The sequence below is a fragment of the Actinokineospora sp. genome (assembly GCF_052390155.1).
Lineage (GTDB): Bacteria > Actinomycetota > Actinomycetes > Mycobacteriales > Pseudonocardiaceae > Actinokineospora.
Map to the genome: position 1 here is coordinate 47,943 of NZ_JBQTHF010000025.1, position 26,391 is coordinate 74,333.

At 72.0% G+C, this 26,391-nt stretch carries 15 protein-coding genes; 9 read left to right on the plus strand and 6 right to left on the minus strand.

Going from position 1 to position 26,391, the window contains the following annotated elements; translation table 11 throughout:
• Window positions 1–196 precede the first annotated feature (196 nt).
• The 4 genes from ACT4N7_RS09470 (at window position 197) to ACT4N7_RS09485 (ending at window position 4,746) form a co-directional block, all read left to right on the plus strand.
• Window positions 197–1,906, plus strand: a complete 1,710-nt coding sequence (locus ACT4N7_RS09470; RefSeq protein WP_444828251.1) for a carbamoyltransferase N-terminal domain-containing protein — start codon at window positions 197–199, stop codon at window positions 1,904–1,906.
• Between the two features lie 12 nt (window positions 1,907–1,918).
• A complete protein-coding gene (locus tag ACT4N7_RS09475) occupies window positions 1,919–2,884 on the plus strand; it encodes a hypothetical protein (protein ID WP_444828252.1) in 966 nt (321 codons plus the stop codon).
• A gap of 112 nt (window positions 2,885–2,996) precedes the next feature.
• On the plus strand, window positions 2,997–4,256 hold the full coding sequence (locus ACT4N7_RS09480; RefSeq protein ID WP_444828253.1) for a Rieske 2Fe-2S domain-containing protein: 1,260 nt from the start codon (window positions 2,997–2,999) through the stop codon (window positions 4,254–4,256).
• 166 nt (window positions 4,257–4,422) lie between these two features.
• Entirely contained in the window at window positions 4,423–4,746 is a 324-nt protein-coding gene (locus ACT4N7_RS09485) for an Imm1 family immunity protein (RefSeq protein WP_444828254.1), read from the plus strand.
• A gap of 32 nt (window positions 4,747–4,778) precedes the next feature.
• On the opposite strand, the gene ACT4N7_RS09490 is transcribed toward ACT4N7_RS09485, so the two are convergent.
• The 6 genes from ACT4N7_RS09490 to ACT4N7_RS09515 form a co-directional block, all read right to left on the minus strand.
• On the minus strand, window positions 4,779–5,771 hold the full coding sequence (locus ACT4N7_RS09490) for a Gfo/Idh/MocA family protein (protein ID WP_444828255.1): 993 nt from the start codon (window positions 5,769–5,771) through the stop codon (window positions 4,779–4,781).
• A gap of 64 nt (window positions 5,772–5,835) precedes the next feature.
• Window positions 5,836–6,435 (minus strand): dTDP-4-dehydrorhamnose 3,5-epimerase family protein, encoded by a 600-nt coding sequence (locus ACT4N7_RS09495; RefSeq protein WP_444828256.1) that lies wholly within the window; start codon window positions 6,433–6,435, stop codon window positions 5,836–5,838.
• Between the two features lie 94 nt (window positions 6,436–6,529).
• Window positions 6,530–7,675 carry a nucleotide disphospho-sugar-binding domain-containing protein gene (locus tag ACT4N7_RS09500; protein ID WP_444828257.1) on the minus strand — a complete coding sequence of 382 codons (1,146 nt, stop codon included), beginning with the start codon at window positions 7,673–7,675 and terminating at the stop codon, window positions 6,530–6,532.
• 22 nt (window positions 7,676–7,697) lie between these two features.
• On the minus strand, window positions 7,698–9,104 hold the full coding sequence (locus ACT4N7_RS09505) for an NDP-hexose 2,3-dehydratase family protein (protein ID WP_444828258.1): 1,407 nt from the start codon (window positions 9,102–9,104) through the stop codon (window positions 7,698–7,700).
• Between the two features lie 32 nt (window positions 9,105–9,136).
• Window positions 9,137–10,246 carry a DegT/DnrJ/EryC1/StrS family aminotransferase gene (locus tag ACT4N7_RS09510; protein ID WP_444828259.1) on the minus strand — a complete coding sequence of 370 codons (1,110 nt, stop codon included), beginning with the start codon at window positions 10,244–10,246 and terminating at the stop codon, window positions 9,137–9,139.
• Between the two features lie 74 nt (window positions 10,247–10,320).
• Complete coding sequence (locus tag ACT4N7_RS09515; RefSeq protein WP_444828260.1) at window positions 10,321–10,854, minus strand: hypothetical protein; 534 nt, start codon at window positions 10,852–10,854, stop codon at window positions 10,321–10,323.
• Between the two features lie 471 nt (window positions 10,855–11,325).
• Here ACT4N7_RS09515 and ACT4N7_RS09520 point away from each other — a divergent pair, with 471 nt between their 5' ends.
• Genes ACT4N7_RS09520 through ACT4N7_RS09540 form a run of 5 tightly spaced genes read left to right on the plus strand, consistent with a single transcriptional unit; the run spans window position 11,326 to window position 26,388 of the window.
• Window positions 11,326–11,697 carry a hypothetical protein gene (locus ACT4N7_RS09520; RefSeq protein WP_444828261.1) on the plus strand — a complete coding sequence of 124 codons (372 nt, stop codon included), beginning with the start codon at window positions 11,326–11,328 and terminating at the stop codon, window positions 11,695–11,697.
• A gap of 47 nt (window positions 11,698–11,744) precedes the next feature.
• On the plus strand, window positions 11,745–12,719 hold the full coding sequence (sbnA, locus tag ACT4N7_RS09525; protein WP_444828281.1) for a 2,3-diaminopropionate biosynthesis protein SbnA: 975 nt from the start codon (window positions 11,745–11,747) through the stop codon (window positions 12,717–12,719).
• Window positions 12,713–13,747, plus strand: coding sequence for a 2,3-diaminopropionate biosynthesis protein SbnB (gene sbnB / locus ACT4N7_RS09530; protein ID WP_444828262.1), 1,035 nt, complete (start codon window positions 12,713–12,715; stop codon window positions 13,745–13,747). The genes sbnA and sbnB overlap by 7 nt, the downstream gene beginning before the upstream one ends.
• Window positions 13,734–13,940, plus strand: coding sequence for an MbtH family protein (locus tag ACT4N7_RS09535; protein WP_444828263.1), 207 nt, complete (start codon window positions 13,734–13,736; stop codon window positions 13,938–13,940). Before sbnB ends, ACT4N7_RS09535 begins: the two co-directional genes overlap by 14 nt.
• Window positions 13,941–13,965: 25 nt before the next feature.
• Entirely contained in the window at window positions 13,966–26,388 is a 12,423-nt protein-coding gene (locus ACT4N7_RS09540) for an amino acid adenylation domain-containing protein (RefSeq protein ID WP_444828264.1), read from the plus strand.
• Window positions 26,389–26,391: the final 3 nt, after the last annotated feature.

The following is a 26,391-nucleotide window of genomic DNA, read 5'->3' on the forward strand; positions in this document are numbered from 1 at the left end:
GCCTTCACCACTGGCCGTCGGCCGTGTATCACTGTGCTGACAACCACTGTGCCGACACGAATTCCCGCACCACGCCCGAGCGCCGGTGCGGAATGGTCCGGCCAAGGCATGAAGTAATGTCGGGATCGAGCGGGCCGGTCGAGATCCGGCCGCGCTTTGCGGGAACAGCCCGAATACGGACGGGAGGATACCCATGATGACTGCGGGGCTCAACCTGAGCAAGCGCGGCGGTTTCGCCCTCATCCGGGACGGCAAGCTGGAGTTCAGCCACGACATTCACCGGTCGGCGGCCGGGGACGTGGATCTCGCGGAGATTCCGCGGATACTCGCCCGCTACTCGATCGACGTCGCCGAGATCGACGAATGGGCGATCGACGGCTGGGACGGCGCGAAGGCCGGCCAACTCCGGGTCCGCGCGGGCGGCTCGGCCGTCACGGTGGATCTCGCACCGTATCTGGAAACCGAGTGGACCCCGAATCCCGGCGAGCCCGCCCACCTCGGCGAACTCGACCTGGGCGGGCGGCCGACGACCTACGCGAGCTACGCCAAGGTGGCGGGCATGGTGGCCGCGGCCTACTGCACCAGCCCGTTCGCCGTCCGCCAGGAGCCCGCGGTCGTCCTGGTCTGGGACGCGGGCAGCTTCCCGCGGCTCTACCACGTCGACTCGACCGGGCAGGTCGAGCCGGGCGGCGCGCTGCTGGCGCTCATCGGCGACGTCTACGCCCTGGCCTACGCCCGATTCGGCCCGAACCGGGGCCGCGACGTCGCCGACCAGGAGGACACCGCCGCCGTCGACGCCGTGATCACGCGCGCGACCCTCGGCACCGCCCGCGACGAGCTGACCGCGGTGTTCCGCGAGGCGTTCCACACCCGGTTCGAGGCGGACACGCCGGTGGCCAGGGAGTACCGAGAGACGATCACCGGCTGCGGCACGTCCGCGGAGCCCTCGCACACCTACACCCACGAGTACCTCGCCCTGGCCCACGCGCACATGACGCGGCTCGGCGCCCAGAACGACGACGTGATCGCGAGCCTGTACCGCGTCACCGAGGAACTCCTGCTCGACCGGCTCGACCACGCGCTGCGCGACCGGTACCGCGGCGAGCAGGTCAACCTCTGCTTCACCGGCAGTTGCGCGCTCGACGTCACACTGAACTCGACGCTGCGGCGGCAGTCGGCGGTCAAGGAGCTGTACGTCCCGCCGTTCCCGGACGCCTCGGGGTCGGCGATCGGCGTCGCGGCGGCGCACCTCGGCCGCCAGGGCGGACTGCGCGCGCTGGACTGGAGCCCGCGGCTCGGCCCGGAACTCGCGCGCCATCCGCACATGCCGCCCGACTGGTCGATCTCGCCGTGTCGGCCGGAGGAACTGGCCCGGCTCATCCACGTGACCGGCAGGCCCGCGGTCGTGCTGTACGGCCGGGCGCAGCTCGGGCCGCGCCCGCTCGGCGCCAGGTGCGTGCTCGCGCCCGCCGTCGACCCCGCGGTGCGCGACCACCTCAACCAGGTCACCGGGCACGACCAGCACCGCCCGCTCACGCCGATCTGCCTGGCCGAGCACGTGGCGGAGGTGTTCGAGCCGAGCGGGCCGGACCCCTACAGCCAGTTCGAGCACCGGGTCCGGGCCGAGTGGGTGGACCGGATCCCGGCCGCCGCGCATCCCGACGGCACGACCAGGATGCTGACGATCACCCGCGAGGACAATCCGGTGCTCCGGGCGATCCTGCGCGAGTACCGCGGTTGGAGCGGCGTCCCGGTGCTGGCGATGACCGGCGCGGGCGCCCGCGGTTCCGGGTTCTTCCAGGACACGCTGTCCGCGCTGACCTGGGGGGAGATCGACCTGGTCTGGAGTGAGGGCGTGCTGTACCGCCGCGTGCGGCGTCCGCTGACCGAAGCTGGCCGAGGGTAGGAGAGGAAAGACATGCCGGTCGCTCCGCGCGCGATGGCCATCTCGTTCATGAAGTCCGGCACCCACCTGCTGCAGGAGCTGATGCTGGAGCTGGACTACAAGATCGTCGGGGTGCCGCGGCCGTCGCCGCGCACCATGCCCACCTTCGACGACGAGCAGCTCCAGGCCGTCGCCGCGCTCGTGCTGTCCAAAATGGACTATGACGAACTGTTGGAGCTGCGGGGAACCGAAGAGTTCGCCACCCGCACCGGCGACGCCTGGTCCGGGCTGTACTGGCACTGGCAGCAGCGGCTCGGCCAGCACGTGGTCAACCGGTACGGGCAGACCCGGATCGACTTCGCCGACGCGGTCATCACCAACCCGTACCTGCCGTTCACCCGCTTCGCCGACACACCGCCCGGCCTGTGCTGGATCTTCCACGAGCTGGACATCCACCGCGTCGACGGCAGCTTCCTCAACGAGTGGGTGGACACCGAGAGCCCGCCGCTGGTGCTCAACTACCGGGACCCGCGCGACACGGTCATCTCGATGATCAACTTCTTGGAGGGCCGGACCCGCGAGGGGTACGGCAACTTCTTCGAGGCGGACATCTTCAGCGCGATCCTGGCGAGCAAGCCGACCTGGGAAGAGAAGATCGACTACGCCCTGCAGGACCCGGCTTTCCTCGGCCACGACCAGTTCGTCAAGGCGCTCTGGCTGCTGAACCACCCGAAGGTCTGCAAGGTGCGCTACGAGGACCTGGTCGGCCCGCGCGGCGGCGAGTCCCGGGAGCGGCAGGTCGAGACCGTGAACCGGATCCTCGACCACGTCGGCTCCGACCGGGACGCCGAGGCGGTCGCCGACGCGGTCTACAACCCCAACGCGTGGAGCTTCCACGTCGGCCGCAGCGGCGGCTGGCGCGAGAAGTTCACCCGACGCAACATCGACGTCTTCGCCGAGAAGTTCGGCAACATTCTCGTCCAGTACGGCTACGAGTAAGCCAGATCCCTTGGGCGCCAAGGGATCGACAACACCCCGGCCGCCGTCGTGGCCGGACGAGCAGTCGACACCGAGCCACTGACCCGTGGCGCCGGCGGCGAGGAGGAACCGCGTGCTGTCCGCTGAACGCAACGAGACGCTGACCCGATTCGGCCCCGGGACGCCGATGGGCGAGCTGATGCGGCGCTACTGGTACCCGGTCGCGATCAGCGCCGATCTGCCGGTGCGGGATCTGCGCAAGGTCCGCCTGCTCGGCGAGGATCTGGTGCTGTACCGGCTTTCCAACGGTTCGGTGCACCTGCACGAAGACCGGTGCCCGCACCGCGGGACGGCGCTGTCCTACGCGATCGTGGAGTCCCAGGGCCTGCGCTGCGCCTACCACGGCTGGCTTTTCGACGGCACCGGCGCCTGCCTGGAGCAGCCAGGAGAACCCGCCGACTCCACCTTCGCCGACAAGGTTCGGGTCAAGACCTACCCGGTCGAGGAACTCGGCGGGCTGGTCTTCGCCTACCTCGGTCCCCAGCCGACACCGACCCTGCCCCGCTACGACCTGTTCTGCTGGGACGACGCGATCCGCGACATCGGGCACACCATCGTGCCGTGCAACTTCGTGCAGATCATGGAGAACGCGGTCGACCTCGACCACGTCGCGTGGCTGCACGGCCGATACAGCGAGTGGCTCAACAGCCGGGGCCTGCCGGTCGAGATCCCGAAGACGTTCTCCCGGCTCAACCGCGAGGTCCGGTTCGACAGCACCGACTACGGCATCCTGATGCGCCGCCAACTGGAGGGCCAGGACGCCAGCGCGGAGGACTGGTCCATCGGCCACCCGCTGGTGTTCCCGAACATGCTGCGCCTCGGCGGCGGCGGCAGCTTCGGCTTCCACCTGCGCGTCCCGATCGATGACGAGAACACGTGGGTGCTCTGGTACACCGCGTATCGGCCCGGCGGCCTGCCCGTCCCCGCCCCGGGACCGATCACCTCCTACGACGTACCCTGGCGCCTGCCGGATGGCGACTTCCGCCTGGACCACGTCGAGGGACAGGACATCATGGCCTGGGTCACCCAGGGCCGGATCGCCGACCGCACCCGCGAACGCCTCGGCACCGTCGACCGCGGCGTGATCATGCTCCGGCAGATGCTGTTCGACCAGGCTGAACGGGTGCGCCAGGGCCACGACCCGATGGGCGTGTTCCGCGGCCCCGGGTCGGACCGGGTCATCGACCTCCCGCAGGAAGTGGAGAAGTTCGGCGAGGGCACCGGCTTCGTCCGCGACTTCCTCGAAGCCGCCCACGCGAAGTTCAGCACCCGCAAGCCGGAGATCGTCCGCCGGTACGCCGAGGTCGGCCTCGACCTCGGCATCGCCCCATAGCGACGGCCAGGATTCCCGCACATCACCAGCCGGGTCTGGTCGATCTAGTCATACCGACACGCCCGGAGGCGAGCAGTGGTAGCCCTCGAAATCTGGTATGACCAGGTGCCGGCAAACGACTTCGGACCTGGCGAGCAGGCAATCCTGGTGCAGACGCTCGCCGAGGTTGGACGCCCTTGTGGACCGGGTACTGGACGAAACCAAAGACCACGTCGCGCCGCCGATGATCCAGGTCGTATTGGCAGACGTGCGGCGTTCTCCGGTGCTCGAAGTCGGTTTGGGTCGGGACAACGGGTTCATTGGTTACAGCAGTCGAGATGAGGGCGGCTGGTCGCGGGGTGACCAGACCTTGACCGGAACCGTCGCCTATATCTACGCGGGCAGCAGCTCCGAGGTGCCTGCCAGTGCCGAGATTCCGACGGAGCAGGTCCGGCGGGGGCTGGTGGAATTTTGGGAGACGGGGCGACGGCCGAGCACAGTTTCGCCATAACTGCCGTCGGTGGTGCCCGGCGCCGCGTGGCCTCAGATCGTCATGTGTACGGCCTGCTGCTGGATCTGCTCGACCAGCAGTGCCTGCTGCAGCGTGCCCTCGTCATGCGATCGCATGTCGCCGCCGTCGAGGACGGCTCGGACGAAGACGTTGATCATGTTGGGGAACTGGTGGTCGGCGGGCAGGACCAGCTCTTCGCGGTGGTCCTGGCGCTCGATCCGCAGCACCGGGCAGTGCGTGGCCGGGGGGGTGAACGCGCGGTCGAGCAGCATCCGGCCCTTGCTCCCGGCGATGCTGTAGCTGTTGCGGTAGGAGTGCTCCATCCCGAAGGTGAGCTGCGCGGTGACGCCGTGCGAGGTGCTGAGCAGGATGCCGCCCGACATCACCACGTCCAGTTCCCGGTCGCACCGGAAGACCGCGCCGACGACCTGCAGGTCGCTGCCGAGGAAGTGCAGGGCGGCCCGCACGGGATAGCCGCCGAAGTCGAAGAAGGCGCCGCCGCCGACGTTGCGCTGGTAGCGGATGTCGCCCTGCGGTTTCGGCGGGAAGGTGAACTCCGCCGAGAATCCGCGCATCTCGCCGATCACGCCGTCGGCGAGCAGTTTGCGCACCGCCGCGTGCTGCGAGTGGTGCACGAACATGTAGTTCTCCAGCAGCACGAGTCCGCGCGAGCGGGCCAACTCGACCAGGCGCTTGGTCTCGGCGTGGCTGTCGGTCATGGGCTTCTCGGCGAGCACGTGCTTGCCCGCGTCCAGCGCCTTGATGATCCACTCCGCGTGCAGCCTGCCGGGCAGCGGGATATAGACCGCGTCCACGTCGTCGCGCTCGACGAGGGCGTCGTAGCCTTCGAGCGGAACGCCACCGAACTCGTCGGTGAACCTCGTCGCCCGGCGGAGGTCGCGGCTGGCGATCGCGGTGATGTCGATCGACGGGTTCGACGTCATCGCGGGCAGCGTCCGGCGCCACGCGATGTCGGCGCACCCGATCACACCCATGCGCAACCGGTCGGCGGTGTTGACGGTCATCATCGTGGGGAACTCCGCTCGACGAGGATGGAAGGCGTTCGGATGCCGGTCCTCCGCCGCGCAGTCAGCGTGGCGAAGGACCGGCCTTCAAGGCCGCGTAGTGGGCAAGGCAGTCCTCGTACGTCGGTAGCAGCCCGCTTGACATCGCCTCTGCCAGGTTCGGCGCGTTGCCATCTTTTTCCGAGATGATCGGCGGCTCGGTCAGCGCCCACGGAATACCGATATCGGGATCCAGCGGGTTGATCTCAATCATAGTCCCCGGTACGTACGCTTCCGAGCAAAGATAATTCATGCACGCGTCGTCGGTCAGCGCGTGGAACGCGTGCCCCAGCCCGTCGGCGAGATACACCGCGATACCGGACTCCGCATCCTGTCGGGTCACGTCGAATTGTCCGAAGGTCGGCGACCCGACCCGCAGATCGACGACCACGTCCAGCACCGCGCCCCGCACGCAGGTGACCAGCTTCGCCTGTCCAGGCGGGATCGACGTGCCGTGAATGCCGCGCACCGTATTGCGCTGGCTCGTCGAATAGTTCGCCTGACCGATCACGAAAGGGTAGCCGATGACGTCGGAGAGCACACCGGAACGGAACCCCTCGTGGAACGAGCCGCGTTGATCCGGGTGCTGCTCGGGCACTATTCGATAGGCGTTCAGCACCGCCATCTCGCTGACCCTCAGAGAAGTGAACATGACCGACCAGACTCCAAACGCGGCGCGCGACCCAGCGGGACTCGAAGTGCACGGGCAGGGGGCGACATCATCGCCCGACCCACTTTTCCAATTGATCCACTACCTCTACCGGCGACGGCAGCGCCGCCAATTCCTCGGCGACCCGGCCCGCGGCCGCCACGGTGGGCGCGGCGTTCTCCAGCAGCGCCGCGCACCGGTCGACCACCGCGGCCGCGGTGGCCTCGTCCGGGGTCAGGCTCATGCCCGCCCCCGCCCGCCGCACGGCGTCGGCGTTGTCGAACTGATCGTCGAACTGCGGCAGCACGAGCTGCGGGCAGCCCGCGGCCAGTGCGGTCAGCACCGTACCCTGCCCGCCGTGGTTGACCACCAGGTCACAGGTGGGCAAGACCTGCGCCAACGGCAACCGGCCGAATCGGGCACCGGCGCGGGCCGGCGCGGGCAACCCCGCCGCGGCCTCGTCTTCCATCGCGACGACGGGTTCCACCCCGAGCCGCGCCAGACCGTCAAGTACCGCGGGCAATGTCTGGATCGCGGGCAATCCAGCCATCCGCGGCGCCACGGTGCCGAAGCTCACGCACACCCGTGGCGCCGTCCGCGGCTCCAGCACCCAGGACGGCACCAGCGCGTCGCCGTTGTAGGCCACCGCCCGCAGTCCGTGATGGTCCACCGCGTGCGGCAGCCGCATTCCCGGCGGCCAGGCGTTGAGCACCTCGATGGGATCGGGCAGCGCGGCCCCGCCCAGTTCGTCGGCCAGTTCGGCCGCCACGGCCAGCGGGTACTCCGCCAGCGGCGCCACGCCCCACTGGTACTGCACTGAGGGAACGTCGTTCTCCCGGGCGGCGATCGGCCCGGCGTACTCGGCCCGCTCACACACGAGCAGGTCCGGGCGCCACTTCACCACCAGCGACCGCGCCCCGGCCAGGCACGCGCCTGCCATGGCGCCGAACGCCCGACCGTGCGCGAAGTTGCGCTCACCGCGCGACCCGCCAGTGTTGTTCGCAACGGTGTTGTGCACGGTGTCGGCGACCAGGTCCACGAAGTCCACCGCGGGCCCCCACGACACCGCGGGCAGGCCCGACCGCAGCACCGTGGGCACGAGGTTGTCGGTCGTGGCGACCAAGACCTCGTGGCCGAGCGCGCGGGCGGCCCAGGCCAGCGGCACCAGCGGAAAGAACTGGCCGCGCAGCGGGGCAGTCGTGAACAGCAGTCGCATCGTGCTCCAGGTTCGGTTCGGCTCAGCACAGGCTGTGCAGGCAGGCGAGCAGACTACGGGCCTCGATATTGAGGTAGTGGCCGTGCCGCAACAGATCCGTCAATTGGCGCACGGTCATCCAGCACATGTTGGGCGGCACGTCGACCGGCACCTCGTCGCCGACCTCGACGATCTGGTACCTGGTCAGCGCCCGGTAGAATCGGCCGCCCTCCTCGGAGAGCACGTTGTCGTACCGGACCGTCGAGTTCGCCGAGTCCAGCGCGTCGCGCACGAACGAGTCCGGGATGGACGACACATCCATCCCCGGCAGCAGGTGCACCGTCGGGGCCATCTCGACCATGTCCATCAGCCCGTACTCGGGCCGGGCCTGCACCAGCAGGTGCAGCACACCGTCGATGGGGCGCGCGAGAAAGACCGCCCGCCCCTGCCCGCGCGGGTAGAGCAGCGGCTGTGTCCACCGCCGCACTTCCCTGGTGCCGGTCTGCACCTCGACCGCGATGATCCTGAACTGGTCGCGCGCGTCGTCGGCGATCTCCATGTCGTCGCGCGACCAGCCGCCGACCGTGGTCAGCGGCGCGAGCCGAGCCGTCCAGTCGCACCGGGTCTTCGACTCGGTGAACCAGCTCAGGATCTCCCCCGCCGTGTGCTGCGCGTGGTTCTCGCTGCCGTCGGTCAGGTACCGGTACGATCGCGCGAGGCTGTCGGCGAAGGCGTCGCCGGTCGAACTGTCGGCGTCGGGCTCGGCGAACGGCATGCACGACAGCACCGTGCGGGCGTCCATGTTGACCAGGTTCTCCGCCTGGGTCAGCTCGCGGATCTGGGCGAGGCTGAGCCAGCAGAAGTCCTCGTGCACCGGGACGTCGCCACTGACCAGCACAACCATGTTCCGGTTGCGCTTGCGCCAGAACCAGGCGCCCTGCTCGGACTGCAGCACGTCGACGAGCACCTGGCCGCGGTCGGGTCCGACGAAGTACTCCAGGTAGCGGGTGCTGCTGCCGCGGTGAACCTGCGTGTAGTTGCTGCGGGTGGCCTGCACGGTCGGGGAGAGCTGCAACGTGTTGATGTTGCCGGGTTCCATCTTCGCCTGCATCAGGCAGTGCAGGACCCCGCCGAACTCCTTGACCACGATGCCCAGGATGCCGATCTCGGGCTGGTTGATGATCGGCTGCGCCCAGGTGTCCAGTCCACCGTCGCGCACCTGCAGGCCCTCGATGGTGAAGAAGCGGCCGCTCTCGTGCCCAAGATTGCCGGTGCCCGCGTCGAAGACCCACGCGTCCAGCGCGGAGAAGGGGATCTGCTCGACGACGTGGCCGGACCCGTCGCGCTGCGCCCACCAGTCGTAGAAGTCGACCGTGGACATCATCGCCGCGTCGTTGGTCGCCCGCCGCCGGTGGTTGAGCGCCACCTGTGTTGCCGTCAGTAGCTCCATGCCGATCATCCCTCCCCGTTTCTCGGTCGCGCTCAGACGGTCGCCAGCACGTCGCGGACCTTGTCCACGACCCGCTCCTGGTCGAGGTCGGTCAGCGAGGCGAACATGGGCAGCGAGAAGATCTCGCCCGCCACCTCCTCGGTGACCGGCAGGGAACCCGTCCCGTACCCGAGGTGGGCGAACCCGGACTGGGTGTGCACCGGCCACGGGTAGCTGATGTTCAGGAAGATGTCGTGCGCCTTGAGCGCCTCGATGATCTTGTCGCGCTTGGGGTGGCGGACCACGTAGACGTAGTAGACGTGCTCGTTGCCCTCGGCGATCTTGGGCACGACCAGGTCGGTGCCCGCGAACGCGTCGGCGTACCGGGCCGCGATCGTCTGCCGCTTGGCGATGTAGCCGTCGAGCCTGCCGAGCTTGCGGCGCAGGATCTCGGCCTGCACCTCGTCGAGGCGGCTGTTGTACCCCGGCGTCGAGACGACGTAGTACTGGCTTTCCATCCCGTAGTACCGCAGGCGCCGCAGGTTCGCGTGCACCTCGGCGTCGTCGGTGGTCGCCGCGCCGCCGTCGCCGTAGGCCCCGAGGACTTTGGTCGGGTAGAAGGAGAATCCGGCGGCCTTGCCCATCGAGCCCGCGATCTGGCCGTGGTGGCGGGCACCGTGCGCCTGCGCGCAGTCCTCGAAGATCGGCAGGCCGTGCTTGGCGGCGAGCGCCTGCAGCGGGGCCATGTCGACGCACTGGCCGTACAGGTGCACGGGCAGGATGCACCGGGTCCGCTCGGTGATCGCGGCGGCCACCTGGTCGACGTTCATCAGGTAGGTGTCGCGGTCGACGTCGACGAACACGGGCGTCGCGCCGATCGCGTCGATCGCCACCACCGTGGGCGCGGCGGTGTTCGAGACCGTGATCACCTCGTCGCCGCGGCCGACGCCGATGGCGCGCAGGCCGAGCACGATCGCGTTGGTCCCGTTGTCGACGCCCACGCAGTGCGCGACGCCGTTGTACGCGGCGAACTCCCGTTCGAACGCGTCCACACTGGGGCCGAGTACGAGCTTCCCGGAACGGAACACCGTGTCGACGGCATCGAGGATGTCGTCCCGCTCCTTCTCGTACTCCGCCAAATAGCCCCAGACATGCAGTGTCATCTTGGCTCCTCACCTCCGAACGGAGTCACACACACCAGGGTCTGGCTATCGGTTCGGATAACCGTCGACACACTTCAGACGATCTGCTTCACGAGATCCACACCATAACTGTCCCAGTGGGTCCGCTGAATCGCGAACACGTGCACGTCCCAGGTGCGGCCGTGCGAGTACGTGTAATCCCGCAGCACGGCTTCGGTCTCGACCATACCCGCGTAGCCCACGCCGAACCCCAGGCACGAGACATCCGGCTGGGTCGAGTGAAAGTACACCTTCTGCGTGCGCCACATGGAGAACGCGAAGTTGACGGTCAGCGTATGCGCCTCAAGGGCGATCGAGTCGGATTGGTCGGTGCGCAGGTCCACTTCGGCGCGCAGGTGTCCGGCCATGGTCAGCTCGGCCAGCCGGGCCACGCCGACGACGTCGCTCGTGTCCTTGCGGACAATGAGGAAACAGGCCGACAAACCCTGGCCGAAGGAGTCGATGAACGTGTCGACCATGGGCAGCCCGGGCCTGCCGAGGCGCAGCAGGATTTCGTATACCAACAGGGCGTCCTTGGCGCGCGCGGGCCGCAGCAGGATCTGCCGGGAATCGACGTGCGGAAAAAGCATGCTGGTCGTCCTCGATTCGCGGGTGGTCCGGCGCCGATCGGCGGGCGCCGACTGCGCAAGCTTGAACCAACACGGCGCCACCGTCCATGTCCGACCGGCGGGCAGGGCATCGGCACTTCGCTCAAAAACTACCGCTGACCTGCACTTATTGACCCATACCGAGTCGCGATCCGTCCCGCTGGCGGGACAGGATCGCGCACCAGACCGCTGCCGGACGCCTAGGGTCCGCGGGAACCGTAACCGGCCGGTCGACACCCTCGAAGGCTTCCCCGGACAGGGGCACTATGCCGGTGAATTATACCGCGTTGACCATTCTCCGGGCCACCGGCTAGGGTTCGCTGGCGCCATGGGCGACACTCTTGTAGGAATACCCCTCGGGATCCCCTGATCGGGCCGTGATTTCTGGTCGCCGGGGCCGGTACGAAGGTAACCTTGCCCGACCGACGACAAGTAAGGAGTGTTGGCAAGACCATGTCGAACAATGAAGCCACGAATACCGAATACGCCCTCGTCGACGAGCTGGCCGAGTTGATTCGCGCGACCGCGAACGTGATCTGCGACGAGCAGCCCGACGTGCCGCAGCCCGCGGATCTCGGCGACCTCGACTCCTTCTCGACGGTCCAGGTCGTCCTGGAGCTGGAAAACGTCCTGGAAGTGAAACTGCTGGAGGCGCTCGGCGAATTCCGCGGCGACACGTTCCGCGACCTGGCGGGTTTCATTGTCGACACCTCGGTCGAGGCCGACGAGATCGACGGGTTCACCGCGCGCGTCCGGCGTGTCGCGTATGCGAGCGGGAGCACGACCAAGACTCCCGTCACGGCCCAGAACAACGGTTCGGCATAAGCACGGGATAGGTCGATGTGACGACAAATTCGCGGTCCGTCGGCGGTGTGCTCACTGCCGTCGGAAAAACCCCGCTGGTCCGGTTGACCCGACTATTCGCAGACTCTCCGACGCGCTGCTACGCCAAACTGGAGTCGCTGAACCCGGGCGGCAGCATGAAGGATCGGGCCGCCATCGGCATGATACTCGGCGCGCTCGACGAGGGCACGCTCATCGCGGGCCGGTCGACCGTCATCGAGTCGAGTTCGGGCAACCTCGGCATCGGGCTGGCGCAGGTGTGTCGGCTGCTCGACATCCGCTTCATCTGCGTTGTCGACCCCAAGGTGACGCCGCAGAACCTGGCGATCCTGACCGCGTACGGCGCGAAGATCGAGATGGTCACCGAGCCGGACAACGACGTGGGCGACTTCCTGTCGGCCCGCATCCAGCGGGTGCGCGACCTCGTGCTCGACATCCCGAATGCCTTCTGGCCCAACCAGTACGCCAACCTGCTCAACGCCGAGGCGCAGGAGACGGTGATGCGGGAGGTCTCCGAGCAGTTGGACGGCCGCATCGATTACGTCATCGTCGCGACCGGCACCTGCGGAACCATCCGCGGGTGCGCCCAGTTCATCGCCAAGAACGGGCTGTCCACCCATGTCGTCGCGGTGGACGCCGAGGGCAGCGCGATCTTCGGGGACGCCACCACCTGTCGGCGGCTGGTTCCCGGGCACGGCGCGGCGATCCGGTCCGCCCTGCACTACGAGGGCATGGCGGACACGGTCATCCGGGTCACCGACCAGGACTGCGTGGTGGGCTGCAGGCGGCTGGTCGCCACCGAGGCGATCCTGAGCGGCGGCTCCGCAGGCGCGGTCGTCAGCGCCACCAGCCAGCTCCTCGACACGATGCCAGCCGACTCGACCTGCGTGATGCTGCTGCCCGATCGAGGCGAGCGCTACCTGGACACCATCTACTCCGACGCCTGGGTGGCGGAGAACTTCGGCGACATCCGCCATTTGTGGAAGGAGCGCACGAGGTGTTGATCCTTCGCCACAGCGACGTCACCACCGTCCTGGACAGCTCGGACGAGGCGGTGTGCCAGGCGATCCGCACCGCCTACGTCGCCCATTGCAGGCGGGAGACCTCGGTGCCGCACTCGGTGTTCCTGCGGTTTCCGAACGACACCAGCAACCGCATCATCGCGCTGCCCGCCTATGTCGGCGGCGACCGGCCCGTCGCGAGTCTCAAGTGGATCGCGTCGTTCCCCGGCAACATCCAGCACGACCAGGAGCGGGCCTCCGCCGCGATCCTGCTGAACTCCGTCGTGGACGGCACGCCGGTGGCGCTGCTGGAGGGCTCGGTCATCTCCGCGCGGCGCACCGCGGCGAGCGCGGCCATCGCGGCCGCGGTGCTCACCGCAGACGCCCCGGACTACGTCCGCGCGGGTGTCTCGCTCATCGGCTGCGGCGTGATCAACCACGAGGTGCTCCGGTTCCTGCGCGGGCAGCTGCCGCGGTTGCGCCGGGTCACGCTGTTCGACCTCGACGCGGACCGCGCCCGCGCGTTCGCTGGCCGGGTCGCCGACCAGTGGCCGGACCTGGAGGTCGACATCGGCGGCGGCATCGATGCGGCGCTGGCCGCCCACCGGATCGTGTCGATCGCCACCACGGCTGCCACCCCGCACACCTCGACCGAGCCCTGTCAGCCGGGCACCGTGCTGCTGCACCTGTCCCTGCGCGACCTGACGCCCGAGTCGATCCTCGCCGCCACGAACGTGGTCGACGACGCCGACCACGTCTGCCGGGCGGGCACCTCGCTCGACCTGGCGCAGCAGGCCGTCGGGCACCGCGGGTTCATCACCGCCGAGATCGGCGACCTGCTGACCGAGCGCGCCAGCCTGCCGTACGACCCGACCGCGACCGTGGTGTTCTCCCCCTTCGGCCTCGGTGCCCTCGACGCGACGCTCGCCGCGCACGTCTACGACACGGCCACCGAACTCGACTTCGGGGTCCGCGTCGCGGACTTCCTGTCCGATCGCTCCAGCAGAAGGGAAGGCAATGTCGGCCGCTGACGGAACGTACCTGGTCGTCGTCAACGACGAGGAGCAGTACTCGGTCTGGTTCGCCGACCGACGCCTGCCCGCGGGCTGGCGGGCCGAGGGCACCTCGGGCACCCGCGAGGAGTGCCTCGACCACATCGAGCGGATCTGGACCGACATGCGGCCGCTCGGCCTGCGGCGGCGGATGGCCGCCGAGGCGAGCTGACCCGCCGCGCGCGAGCCACCCGACGATGACACGGCCTCCCGTCGCCCCGAGCACCCGCGCCCCGGCCGCGGGTGCCGCCGAGCCGAGCCCGCTCCAGCGCAGGCTGTGGTTCCTCGAACAGCTCGGCGGGCCCGGTACGGTCTACGCCGCGGCGGGCGCGGTGCGGTTGCGCGGACCGCTCGACCCGGCGGCGCTGGCCGCGGCCGCGGAAGCGGTGCTGCTCGGTCGCCCTGAGCTGCTCGCCCGCTGTGTGGACCGGGACGGCACGCCGGTGGTTGTCGTCGAGCCCCAGCAGCGGCCCGCCCTGGTCACGATCGACGGCACGCCGGGGACGGTCGCGGCGGTGGCCGAGGGGCTCGTGGCCACGCTCACGCACCGCGGCGCGGGCGCCGCGCTTGCCACTGTCGCGAGTGACAACCACATCCTGGTTGTCGCGGTGCACCAGGCGGTCGGTGACGCCACGACCGTGTCCGACCTCATCGCCGACATCGGCGCGCACTACACCGGCACCCCGCGCGCCCGGCCGTACAACGTATGGCCGGGCGCGGCGGAGCAGGCCGAGCACCCGCTCGCGGCACTGGCGTCGACGCGGGCCGCCGCGCTGCCCGCGGACCTGCCGCGGCCGAGCGTGTGGCGGGCCCGCGGCGCGATCGTGCCGTTCGAGGTGCCCGACACCTTCGCCTTCGGCGCCGCGACCACCGAGGCGCTGCTCGTCGCCACCCACCTGCTGCTCGCCCGGCACAGCGGCCACTGGCGCGGGGTGCTCGGCCTGCGCGCCGCGGGCCGAACCACCGCGCTGCCGCTCGACCTGGGCCGAGACCTGACCTTCTCGACCGCCATGGCCCGGGTCTCGACCGCGCTCGACCAGGCGCGCGGGGTCGACGCCGAACGGCTCGCCGAGCACGCCGCGGGCGAGCCGGACCTGTCGCGCAACCCCCTGTTCGGCGTCGTGGTGGAGTTGGCCGACGACGTCCCCGCCGACTTCGGACCGCAGCGCGTCGAGCGCGTCACGGTGCCGACCACGACCACGCGGTACGACCTGGTCGTCCGCGTCCGGCGCACCCCGACCGGCGGCCTGACCGGCGAACTCGAATACGCGACCGCGCTGCTCACCGCGGCGGGCGCCGAACGCCTCGCCGCCAGGCTGACCGCGGTCTGCGCCGCCGCCGACCCGCACGCCCCGATCGGGCGGCTGGACGTCGTGCCCGCGAGCGAGCGCCGAATCCTGCTGCCCGCGGCACGCGGCACCGACAGCGGTCTGCCGCTCGTGTCGACGCCCGAGTCGATCTCCGCGCAGGCCGCGCGGACGCCCGCCGCCGTCGCCGTGGAGTGCGGCGCCGAGCACCTCACCTACGCGCGGCTGATGGCCGTCGCCGACACGCTCGCGCACAAGCTGCGCGAGCTGGGCGTCCGGCCCGGCGACCTCGTCGGGGTGGCCGTGCCGCGCGGTGTGGACCTCCTCGCGACACTGATCGGCGTGCACCGGGCGGGTGCCGCGTACGTGCCGCTCGACCCCGATCACCCGGCGGACCGGCTCGCCTACATCCTCGCCGACGCGGGCGCCGCCGTCCTGGTCACGACCAGCGCGCAGCGTGACTCGTTGCCCGCGACCCCCGCCACGATCGTCGCGGTCGACGACCTCCGGCCCGCGCCCGCCACCGAGCCGCTGCCGCGGGTCGGCCTGGACGACCCCGCGTACGTCATCTACACCTCGGGCTCGACCGGCAGGCCCAAGGGCGTCATGGTGACGCACCGGGCGCTGGCCAACTTCCTCGCCTCGATGCGCGACCGGCCCGGCATCGACGCCGGCACCGCCTTTCCCGCCGTGACCACGGTGTCGTTCGACATCGCCGCGCTGGAGCTGTACCTGCCCCTGCTCGTCGGCGGCCGGGTCGTGGTCGCCGACGCGGGCGAGGCGGGCGACCCGGACCGGCTGGCCGCGATGCTCGACCGGATCGGCGCGCGCGCGATGCAGGCGACCCCGGTGACCTGGCGGCTGCTGCTGGACTCGGGGTGGACTCCCCCGGCCGAGTTCACCGCGCTGTGCGGCGGCGAGAAGCTGCCCGACTCGCTGGCCACGCGGCTGTGCGCGACGGGTGCCCGGCTCTGGGACCTGTACGGCCCGACGGAGACCACGGTGTGGTCCTCGGTCGCCACCGTCACCAACGGTGTGGTCGCCGAGTTCGCCGCGGTCGCGAACACCACCCTCTACGTGCTCGACGAGCAGCTCGAACCGGTGCCGCTGGGCGCGCGCGGCGAGCTGTACATCGGCGGGGACGGCCTGGCGGTCGGCTACCTCGGCCGACCGCGGCTGACCGCGGACCGGTTCCTGCCCGATCCGTACGGCGGCGGCGCCGGGGCCCGGATCTACCGCACCGGAGACGTCGCCGCACGCCTGCCGAGTGGCCGGATCGAGATCCTCGGCCGCACCGACAACCAGGTCAAGATCCGCGGCCACCGCGTCGAGCCCGGCGAGATCGAGCAGGCGCTGGAGACCCACGACGGCGTCCGCGCCGCGGTCGTGCACCCCGTCACGGGCGCGGACGGGGACCCCATGCTGGTCGGCTACCTCCGGGTGGCCGACGGCGCCGCGCCGCCCCCGCCGCACGCGCTCTACCAGCACTGCGCGCGGCTGATCCCGACCTACATGGTCCCGGCCCGGTTCGTCGTCCTGGACCGGTTCCCCACCACACCGAACGGCAAGATCGACCGGGCCGCGCTGCCCGCGCCGGACGTGCGGGCGCAGCCGCCCGGACAGACCCGCGCGCCGCGCACGCCCACCGAGCGGGCGGTCGCGCGGGTGCTCGCCGACCTGCTCGACCGGCCGACGATCGGCGTCGAGGAGGACTTCTTCGCCCTCGGCGGCCACTCGGTCCTGGCCACCCGGGCGATCAGCCTGCTGCGCGCGGAGCTCGGGGTCGATCTCGGCGTCGCGGACGTGTTCGAGGGCCGCACCGTCGAGCGGATCTCGGCGCGGATCGCGGGCCGCGCCCTGGCACCGCGGGCGCGGCCGGTGACCGTGCGGACGCGGGCCGCGTCGATGCCGCTGTCGTTCGCGCAGCGGCGGATGTGGTTCCTGCACCAGGTCGATCCGACGTCCACCGCGTACCACGAACCGCTCGTGCTGCGGCTCGACGGCCCGCTGGACCTCGCGGCGCTGCACCAGGCGTTGGGCGCGCTGGTCGACCGGCACGAGATCCTGCGCACCCGCTACGACACCGACGCCGCCGGCGACCCGGTGGCGATCATCGAGCCGCCGGTGCCGGTGGCGCCCGCCGTCGAGGACGGCGAGCTGCGCGAGGTCGTCGGCGCGGAATTGGCGCTGCCGTTCGACCTGGCCGCGGGCCCGCCCGTGCGCCTGCGCGTCGTTCGTACCGGCGGTGGCGAGCACGCCGTGGTGATCGTCGCGCATCACATCGCGACCGATGACCGGTCGCACGAAGTCCTCACCCGGGATCTGCACACGCTCTACCGGGGCGATCGGCCCGCGCCGCTCGCGGTGCGGTACGCCGACTACGCCGTGTGGCAGCGCGAGGAGCTGACCGGACCGGTGCTGGAGCGGGAGCTGCGGTTCTGGCGCGACGGGCTCACCGGGCTCGAACCGACCGAGCTGCCGGGCGACCGGCCCCGCCCGCCGGTCCGCGACACGCGCGGCGGGACCGTCCGGTTCACCGTCGCACCGCCGGTCGTCGCGACGCTCGCGGAGATCGGGGCCGCGCGGGGCGCGACACCGTTCATGACCCTGCTGGCGGGCCTCTTCGCGATCCTGCGCCGCTACACGGGCGGCGCCGACCTCTCGGTCGGCGTGCCCGTCTCCGGCCGCACCAGGCCGGAGCTGGACGACCTCGTGGGCCTGTTCGTCAACACAGTCGTGATCCGCGCGGAGGTCGCGGACCGGGCCACCTTCACCGAGCTGGTCGACACGGTCCGCGACCGCGCGATCGCCGCGTTCCAGCACGCCGAGGTGCCGTTCGAGCTGGTCGTGGACGAGGTGGCCCCCCAGCGCGACCTGTCCAGGAATCCGCTGTTCGGGATCTTGTTCGCCACCCACGGGCTCCCCGCGCCCGCGACGGTCGAGCCGCCCGAGCTGACCGGGGCCAAGTTCGACCTCGGCGTGCACCTGACCGCGTCGGCCGACGGCGGCATGGACGGGCGTGTCGAGTACCCGGTCGCACTGTTCGACGCGAGCACCGTGGCCCGGTTCGCCGACCACTTCACCCGGCTGCTGCACGCGGTCGCCGCGTCGCCCGGCCTGCGGGTCGACCGGATTCCGCTCGGCACCGACGAGGAACCCGCGGCGGTCCAGCCCGCGGCGGACCACCGCACGGTGTGCGACCTCATCGCCGCGCACGCGACCACCGACGCGGTCGCCGTCACCGGGCACGGCCGCACCCTGACCTACCCCGAGCTGGACCGCGAGGCCAACCAGCTCGCGCACCGGCTCCGGGCGCTCGGCGCGGGCGTGGGCACCTTCGTCGTGGTGCGGATGCCGCAGGACGCCGACCTGATCGTCACGCTGCTCGCGGTGCTCAAGTCCGGTGCCGCCTATATCCCCCTGGACACCGACCACCCGGTCGAGCGGCTGCACCGCGCGCTGGCGGATTCGGCGGCCACGCTCGTCGTCGCGCCGCTGCGGACGGCGGCCGAGCTGCCTGGCGGCGTCCGGCTGGTCGCGCTGGACGACCCCGCCGAGCGGGCCCGGATCAGCGCCCACCCGACCACTCCGCCGAGGGTCGAGGTGACCCCGGACGACCTCGCGTACGCGGTCTTCACCTCGGGGTCGACCGGGCGTCCCAAGGCCGCCACGGTGACCCACGGCGGGCTGGCGAACTACACCCGGTGGGCGGTCGAGGAGCTGGCGCCCAGCGCGGGCGCGGGCTCGCCGCTGCACACCTCGCTGGCCTACGACCTCGCGCTGACCTCGCTGTACCCGACGCTCGCGGACGGCGCCCCGGTCGTGCTGACCGACGCGTCGGTGGGCGTCGAGCCGCTCGCGGAGGTCCTGACCGCGCGGGCGGACGGCCCGCTCGGCGTGGTCAAGCTGACCCCGACCCACCTCGACCTCCTCGCGGCGACACTGCCCGCGGCCACGCTCGCCGACGCCGCCCTGTGCGTCGTGGTCGGCGGCGAGGAACTGCGCGGCGAGCAGCTCGCGGCGTGGGCCGCCCACGCGCCCGGCACCCGGATCGTCAACAGCTACGGCCCGAGCGAGACCGCGGTCGCCTGCTGCGTGCACATCGTGCCCGCCGGGCAGGCCAAGCCCGGCCCGATGCCGATCGGCCGCCCGATCCCGGGCGCCACCGTGCACGTGCTCGACGACGCCATGCGCACCGTCCCGGTCGGCGTGGTCGGCGAGCTGCACGTCGGCGGACGCGGCGTCGGCCGGGGCTACCTCGGCGATCCCGCCCGCACCGCGGACCGCTTCCGCCCCGACCCCTTCAGCGCCGAGCCCGGCGCCCGTCTGTACCGAACGGGCGACCTGGCGCGGCGGCTGCCGGACGGCACGCTGATGTTCCACGGCAGGCGCGACCACCAGGTCAAGATCCGCGGCTACCGGATCGAGCCGGGCGAGGTGGAGAGCGTGCTGGCCGCGCACCCGGGCGTGCACGCCGTCGCCGTGGTCGCCGACCGCTCCGATCCGGGCAACCCCCGGCTCGCCGCGCACGTGGTGCCGCGCGGCGCGGGTGCCACGGTCGCCGAGCTGAAGGCGTTCGCCGCCGAGCGGGTGCCCGGCCCGCTCGTCCCGACGCTGTGGGGCACGCTGGCGGCGCTGCCGCTGCTGGGCAACGGCAAGATCGACCGCCGGGCGCTGCCCGCGCTGGCGCCCGCCGCGAGCGACCTGGGCGACTACGTGGCGCCCCGCACGCGGGCGGAGCGCGCGATCGCCGAGGTGTGGGCCGAGCTGCTCGGCGTCGACCGGGTCGGCGCGCACGACCGGTTCTTCGATCTCGGCGGACAGTCGCTGCTGGCCACCCGGGTCGCGGCGCGGCTGCGCGACCGGTTCGGGGTGCCGGTCTCGGTACTCGACGTGTTCACCGCGCAGACGGTGGCCGCGCTCGCCGAGGCCGTCGCCCGTCGTGGTGCGGAGCGGACCACCCCGATCGGGCCCGTGCCGCGCGACCTGCCGCTGCCGCTGTCGTTCGCCCAGCGCGGCCTGTGGTTCCTCGACCAGCTCCACCCCGCCCGCACCGAGTACCTCGTCGTCACCGCGCTGCGGCTGCGCGGCCACCTCGACGTCGACGCGCTGTCGGCCGCGATGGCCCAGGTGGTGGCGCGGCACGAGATCCTGCGCACCCGCTATGCGTGCGGGCCCGACGGCGATCCGTACCAGGTCGTCGACGACGCGCCCGCCCGCTTCGCGCTGCCGGTCGAGGACGCGGACCCGCACGCCGTGCTCGCCGCGGAACTCGGCACGCCGATCGATCTCGCGACCGGCCCCGTGCTGCGGGTCCGCCTCGCGCGCGCGGCCCCCGACGAGCACCTGCTGACCATGGTGATCCACCACATCGCCACCGACGGCTGGTCGACCGGCGTGCTCGCCGCCGATCTCGCCGCCGCCTACCGCGGCCAGGCGCTGCCGCCGCTTTCCCTGCACTACGCGGACTTCGCCGGGTGGCAGCGCGCCCGGCTGGCCGACCCCGCGGTGCTCGACGGCCTGCTGGGGTACTGGCGGGCGCGGCTGGCCGGCCTCGAACCGACCGAGCTGCCGACCGACCGGAGCAGGCCCGCCGTCCAGGACGGCGCGGGGCGGATCGTGCGGTTCGACGTGCCCCCGGCGCTGGCCGCGCGGGTGGCCGCGGTGGCCAGGCAGGCGGGCGCGACCACGTTCATGACCTGCCTCGCGGGCTGGTTCGCCGTGCTGGCCCGATACACCGGGAAGACGGATCTCGCGGTCGGCACGCCGGTCGCGGGTCGGCCGGGCACCCAGGTGGACGAGCTGGTCGGCCTGTTCTCCAACGCCGTCGTGCTCCGGGCCGACCTCGGTGGGGAGCCGTCCTTCCGCACCGTGCTCGACCGGGTCCGCGACACGGCGACGCGGGCCTACCAGCACGACGAGCTGCCGTTCGAGCGGCTGGTCGAGGAGCTGGCACCCCAGCGCGACCTCTCCCGCAACCCCCTGTTCCAGGTGCTGTTCGCGTTCCGCGAGCAGGGCGAGGACCGGTTCACGCTGCCCGGCGTGGATGTCTCGGCCGAGCCGGTGCCGTGGCGCACCGCGAAGTTCGACCTCACCGTCGAACTCACCAAGCGCGCGGACGGCAGCCTGGCGGGCGAGATCGAATACGCGACAGCCCTGTTCGACAGCTCGACCGTCGACCGGATCGCCCGGCACTATGTGCGGCTGCTCGACCAGGCCGTCCGCGAACCGGACGCCGCGATCCACCGGCTGGACCTGCTCGACGACGCCGAGCGGCGCGCCCTCACCAGCACCTGGAACGGCCCGGTCACGCCCCGGGAGTCGCACAGCCTGCCCGAGCTGATCGGCGCGCGGGCAACCCGCGCTCCGCACCGGGTCGCGGTGGAGTACGGCACCGGCTCGCGGTCCTACCGGGAGATCGACCAGGCCGCCAACCGGCTGGCCCACCACCTGACCGCCCGCGGCATCGGCCCCGACGACGTGGTCGGGGTCTGCCTGCCGCGCCGCCCCGAGCTGGTCGTGGCGCTGCTCGGGGTGCTGCGCGCGGGCGCGGCGGTGCTGCCGCTCGATCCCGCGCATCCGCTGGACCGGCTGACCTGGATCGTCGGCGACTCCCAGGCCCGGCTCGTGCTGGTCGGCGACGAGGGTTCACCGCTGCACGGGGCGGACGGCCTTGCGCTGATGAGCCTGTCCGGCGAGCGGCCGATGATCGACTCGCGGCCGAGTGACCCGGTCCCGCTCGCCACCGACCCCGACGCGATCGCCTACGTCATCTACACCTCCGGCTCCACCGGCCGCCCCAAGGGCGTCGCGGTGCCACACCGCGGCATCCACAACCGCGTGCTGTGGGCGATCGAGCGGCACGGCCTGTGCGCCGACGACCGGCTGCTGCAGAAGACCGCGGTCACCTTCGACGCCGCCATGTGGGAGTTCCTCGGCCCGCTCGTCGTCGGCGGGACGGTCGTGCTCGCCCCGGAGGGGACCGAGCGCGACCCGGCCGCCATGGTCGAGGTGGTCGCCAGGGAACGGGTCACCGTCCTGCAAGGGGTGCCGTCGCTGCTGCGCGCGCTGGCCGACGAACCCGGCCTCGACCGCTGCACGGACCTGCGGCTGCTGTTCTCCGCGGGCGAGCCGCTGACCACCGACCTCGCAGGCGCGCTGTGCGCCAGGGTGCCCGCCACCCTGGTCAACACCTACGGCCCGACCGAGTGCTCGATCGACGTCACCTCGTGGTCGTTCGACCCCGGCGCCGCCGACCCGACCGGCATGGTGCCGATCGGACGTCCGCTGGACAACACCCGCGCGGTCGTCTACCTGCCCACGGGCGCGCTCGCCCCGGTGGGCGTGCCCGGCGAGCTGCACATCGGCGGCGACGGCCTGGCCCGCGGCTACCTGGGGCGGCCGCGGCTGACCGCCGACCGGTTCGTGCCCGACCCGCACGGCCCGCCCGGATCGCGGGCGTACCGCACCGGGGACGTGGTGCGGCGTCGGCCGGACGGCGTGCTGGCGTTCGTGGGCCGCACCGACGACCAGGTCAAGATCCGGGGCGTGCGGGTGGAACTCGGCGAGGTCGAGGCCACCCTGGCGACCCATCCCGCGGTCGCCGCCGCCGTCGTGGCCGCCCGGCCGGGACCGGACGGGCTGCCCCGGCTGGTCGGCTACCTGGTGCCCCGCGGCGACGCGCCTGCCGACCGCGCGATCCGCGCGCACCTGTCGGCGACGCTGCCCGAGTCGCACGTGCCATCGGTGTTCGTCACCCTCGACCGGCTGCCGCTGACCACCAGCGGCAAGACCGACCGCGCCGCGCTGCCCGAGCCCGACCTCGCCCGGCGCACCGAGCCGGTGCCGCCGAGCACCGTGGCGGAGAAGGTCGTCGCGGGGGTCATGGCCGACGTGCTCGGCCTCGACGTGGTCGGGGTCACCGACGACTTCTTCGACCTCGGCGGCCACTCCCTGCTCGCGACGAAGGTCGCGGGCCGGTTGAGTGCCGCGTTCGACCTCGCCTTCCCGGTGCGCGCCGTGTTCGAGAGCCGCACCGCCGCGGCCGTCGCCCGCCACGTCGCGGACCTCGTCCGCTCGGGCGAGCGGCGAACCGCCGCGGTGCCCGACCGGGCGGCGCGCGACCAGCCGATTCCGCTGTCCTTCGGCCAGCAGCGGCTGTGGCTGCTCGACCGGCTGCACCCCGACGGGGCCCGGTACCGGGTCTCCTGGACGCTGCGCCTGTCCGGCCCGCTGGACGTCGACGCGCTCGCCGACGCACTCACCGCGCTCACCGCCCGGCACGAGATCCTGCGGACCCGCTACGTCACCGCCGCGGACGGCGTCCCCGCCCAGGTGGTGGACCCGGTCGTGCCCGTCGTGCCGCCCGTCACCGACACCGACGAGGACCGGCTGCCCGCACTGGTCGGCGCGCTGGTCCAGGCGCCGTTCGACCTGGCGCGGCGGGCGCCAGTCGACGCGCACCTGGTCCGGCTCGGGCCGCGGGAGCACGTGTTCCTGCTGGTCATGCACCACATCGTCACCGACGCCTGGTCCGAGACGATCATGGCGCGGGAGCTGTCGGAGCTGTACGGGGCGCGTGTGGAGCGCCGGGAGGCCACGCTCGGCCCACGCCCGCTCCAGTACGCCGACTACGCCGTCTGGCAGCGTGGCGCCCTGGTCGGCGCCGCGCTCGACGCGGAGCTGCGGCACTGGCGCGAGCGGCTGCACGGGCTGACGCCACTGGAGCTGCCCACCGACCGGCCTCGACCCGCGATGCTCGACGGCCGCGGCGCGCGCGTCACGTGCGCGGTCCCGGCGGCGGTCGCGGCGCCGCTGCTGGCGCTGGGCCGCGACCGGGGCGCGACGCCGTTCATGACCTTCCTCGGCGTCTTCTGCGCCCTGATGTCGCGCTACACCGGGTCCGGCGACCTGGCCATCGGCACCGCCGTCGCCGGGCGGGGCCGCCCGGAGCTGGACGAGGCCGTCGGGTTCTTCGTCAACACCGTGGTGGTGCGGGTGGACGTCGAGGACGACCCGACCGTGGCGACGCTGATCGACCGCGTGCGGGACAGCGCGCTCGACGCGTTCAGCCACGACGAGCTGCCGTTCGACCGCCTCGTCGAGGAGCTGGCACCGGAGCGCGACCTGTCCCGGTCCCCGCTGTTCGACGTCTCGTTCGGGATGCGCGAGGCGGGACCGGAGCCGCCGCGGCTGGCCGGACTGGCGGTGCGGCCGGTCGGCACCGCGCACATCACCGCGAAAGTCGACCTCACCTGCACCCTCTCCGCGGGCGCCGACGGCGGCTACGAGGTGGAACTGGAGTACGCCACCGCGCTGTTCGACGAGACCACGATGCACCGGATGGCCGGGCACTTCCGCACCATGGCCGAGTCGGCCGCGGCGGGACCCGACCGCCCGGTCAGCGGACTGTCCATTTTGGACGCTGCCGAGCGGGATCTGGTGCTGCGGCAGTGGAATCCGGCGCCCGCGCCGATCCCGCGGGAGTGCGCGCACGAGGCGTTCCGTGCCCAGGCCGCGCGGACCCCCGACGCGCTCGCGGTGCTCGGCCCGACCGGCGAGCGGATGACCTACGCGGAGGTGGCGCGCCGGTCGGGCGCGCTGGCCGGGCGGCTGCGGGCCGCGGGCGTCGAGGCCGGGGCCGCGGTCGCGGTGTACCTGGACAAGTCGCCCGCCGCGGTGGTCGTGCTGTTCGGCGTACTCCAGGCGGGCGCCACCTACGTGCCGCTGGACACCACCCAGCCCGCGCACCGGCTGGCCCTGATGGTGGACGACCTCGCGCCCGCGCTGGTGGTCACCGACCGGCGGCTGCGCCCCCGGCTCGACGCCGTGCCGGTGCCGGTGATCGCCGTCGAAGACGACAACGAGGCCGACGGCTCCGAGCAGCGACCTGGTCCGGCAGGCGACCCGGACGGCGTGGCCTACATGATCTACACCTCCGGGTCGACCGGCAGGCCGAAAGCCGTCATGGTGACCCACCGCGCGTTCACCCACCACTGCCGCGAGCACGCCGAGATCGAGGACATCCGACCCGGCGACCGGGTGCTGCTGCACGCGCCGCTCACCTTCGACCCGGCCATGGAACAGATCGCGTCGCCGCTGGTGGTGGGTGCCACGGTGGTCGTCGGCGAGGCGGGGATCGTGCCGCCCGCGGTCTTCCCCGACCGGCTGGCCGAGTCCGGCGTGACCCACCTGGCGATCTCGGCCACCTACTTCCGCGACGTGATCGCCGGGGTGCGGCACCGGGATCCGCGGCTGGCCAAGGTGCGGGTGATGGCCGTCGGCGGCGAGATGGTCATCCACGACGACGCCCTGCGGTGGTTCGAGACCGGCCTGGACGGCCGCTTCCTGTGCGTCTACGGGCCGACCGAGGCCACCGTCGCGAGCCTGACCCACCACGTGACCGACCGGGACCTGGCCGCGGCGGCACCGGAGACCTCGGTGCCCATCGGCCGCCCGATCCCGGGCACCAGGGCTTATGTCCTGGACGACAACCTGAACCCGGTGCCGGTCGGGGTCGCGGGCGAGCTGTGCGTCGGCGGCGTCCGGCTCAGCCGCGGGTACCTGCGGCAGCCGCGGCAGACCGCCGACCGGTTCGTGCCCGACCCCTTCGGCGGCGACCCCGGCGAGCGGCTGTACCGGACCGGCGACCGGGTGCGGTACCTGCCGAACGGGCTGGTCGAGTTCCTCGGCCGGTTCGACACGCAGGTGAAGCTGCGCGGGTTCCGAATCGAGCTGGGCGAGGTCGAGGCGGCGCTCGCGGGGCACCCCGCCGTCCGGGCGGCGGTGGCGGCGGTGCAGGACCTGGCTCCCGGCAACCGACAGCTCGTGGCCTACGTCGTGCCGCATGACGAGCCGCCATCGCCCGCCGAGCTGCGCGCCTACCTGCGCGACCGGCTGCCGGACTACATGGTGCCGGGGGTGGTGCTGACGCTGGCCGAGCTGCCGACGACCAGCGGCCAGAAGGTCGACCGGCGCAGGCTGCCGATACCCGACCCGACCGTCGTGCGCGCGGACGCCGAACGGGACGTCGCCCCGCACACCGAGGTCGAGGCGGCGATCGCCGAGACGTGGGCGGACGTGCTCGGTCTGGCCTCGGTCGGGGTGCACAACGAGTTCTTCGACCTCGGCGGGCACTCGCTGCTCGCCACCCGCCTGCAGACCCGCCTGCAGGATCTCTTCGGCCTGGAGATCCCGCTGCGCCTGCTGTTCGAGGCCACCACGGTGAGCGCCCAGGCCGCCGCACTGGAGCGGCTCGCCGAAGCCGAGGCGGCGGGCGGCACCGACAGTTCCGATCCGAACGAAGGACCGTGACCC

What these genes read in the sequence shown, in the direction of transcription:
- ACT4N7_RS09490 (WP_444828255.1), bottom strand. Translation starts at nt 5,771, where the DNA reads ATGACCGTCAACACCGCCGACCGGTTGCGCATGGGTGTGATCGGGTGC.
- ACT4N7_RS09500 (WP_444828257.1), bottom strand. Translation starts at nt 7,675, where the DNA reads ATGCGACTGCTGTTCACGACTGCCCCGCTGCGCGGCCAGTTCTTTCCG.
- ACT4N7_RS09520 (WP_444828261.1), top strand. Translation starts at nt 11,326, where the DNA reads ATGTCGAACAATGAAGCCACGAATACCGAATACGCCCTCGTCGACGAG.
- ACT4N7_RS09475 (WP_444828252.1), top strand. Translation starts at nt 1,919, where the DNA reads ATGCCGGTCGCTCCGCGCGCGATGGCCATCTCGTTCATGAAGTCCGGC.
- ACT4N7_RS09510 (WP_444828259.1), bottom strand. Translation starts at nt 10,246, where the DNA reads ATGACACTGCATGTCTGGGGCTATTTGGCGGAGTACGAGAAGGAGCGG.
- ACT4N7_RS09535 (WP_444828263.1), top strand. Translation starts at nt 13,734, where the DNA reads ATGTCGGCCGCTGACGGAACGTACCTGGTCGTCGTCAACGACGAGGAG.
- ACT4N7_RS09470 (WP_444828251.1), top strand. Translation starts at nt 197, where the DNA reads ATGACTGCGGGGCTCAACCTGAGCAAGCGCGGCGGTTTCGCCCTCATC.
- ACT4N7_RS09515 (WP_444828260.1), bottom strand. Translation starts at nt 10,854, where the DNA reads ATGCTTTTTCCGCACGTCGATTCCCGGCAGATCCTGCTGCGGCCCGCG.
- ACT4N7_RS09540 (WP_444828264.1), top strand. Translation starts at nt 13,966, where the DNA reads ATGACACGGCCTCCCGTCGCCCCGAGCACCCGCGCCCCGGCCGCGGGT.
- ACT4N7_RS09495 (WP_444828256.1), bottom strand. Translation starts at nt 6,435, where the DNA reads ATGGCGGTGCTGAACGCCTATCGAATAGTGCCCGAGCAGCACCCGGAT.
- ACT4N7_RS09505 (WP_444828258.1), bottom strand. Translation starts at nt 9,104, where the DNA reads ATGGAGCTACTGACGGCAACACAGGTGGCGCTCAACCACCGGCGGCGG.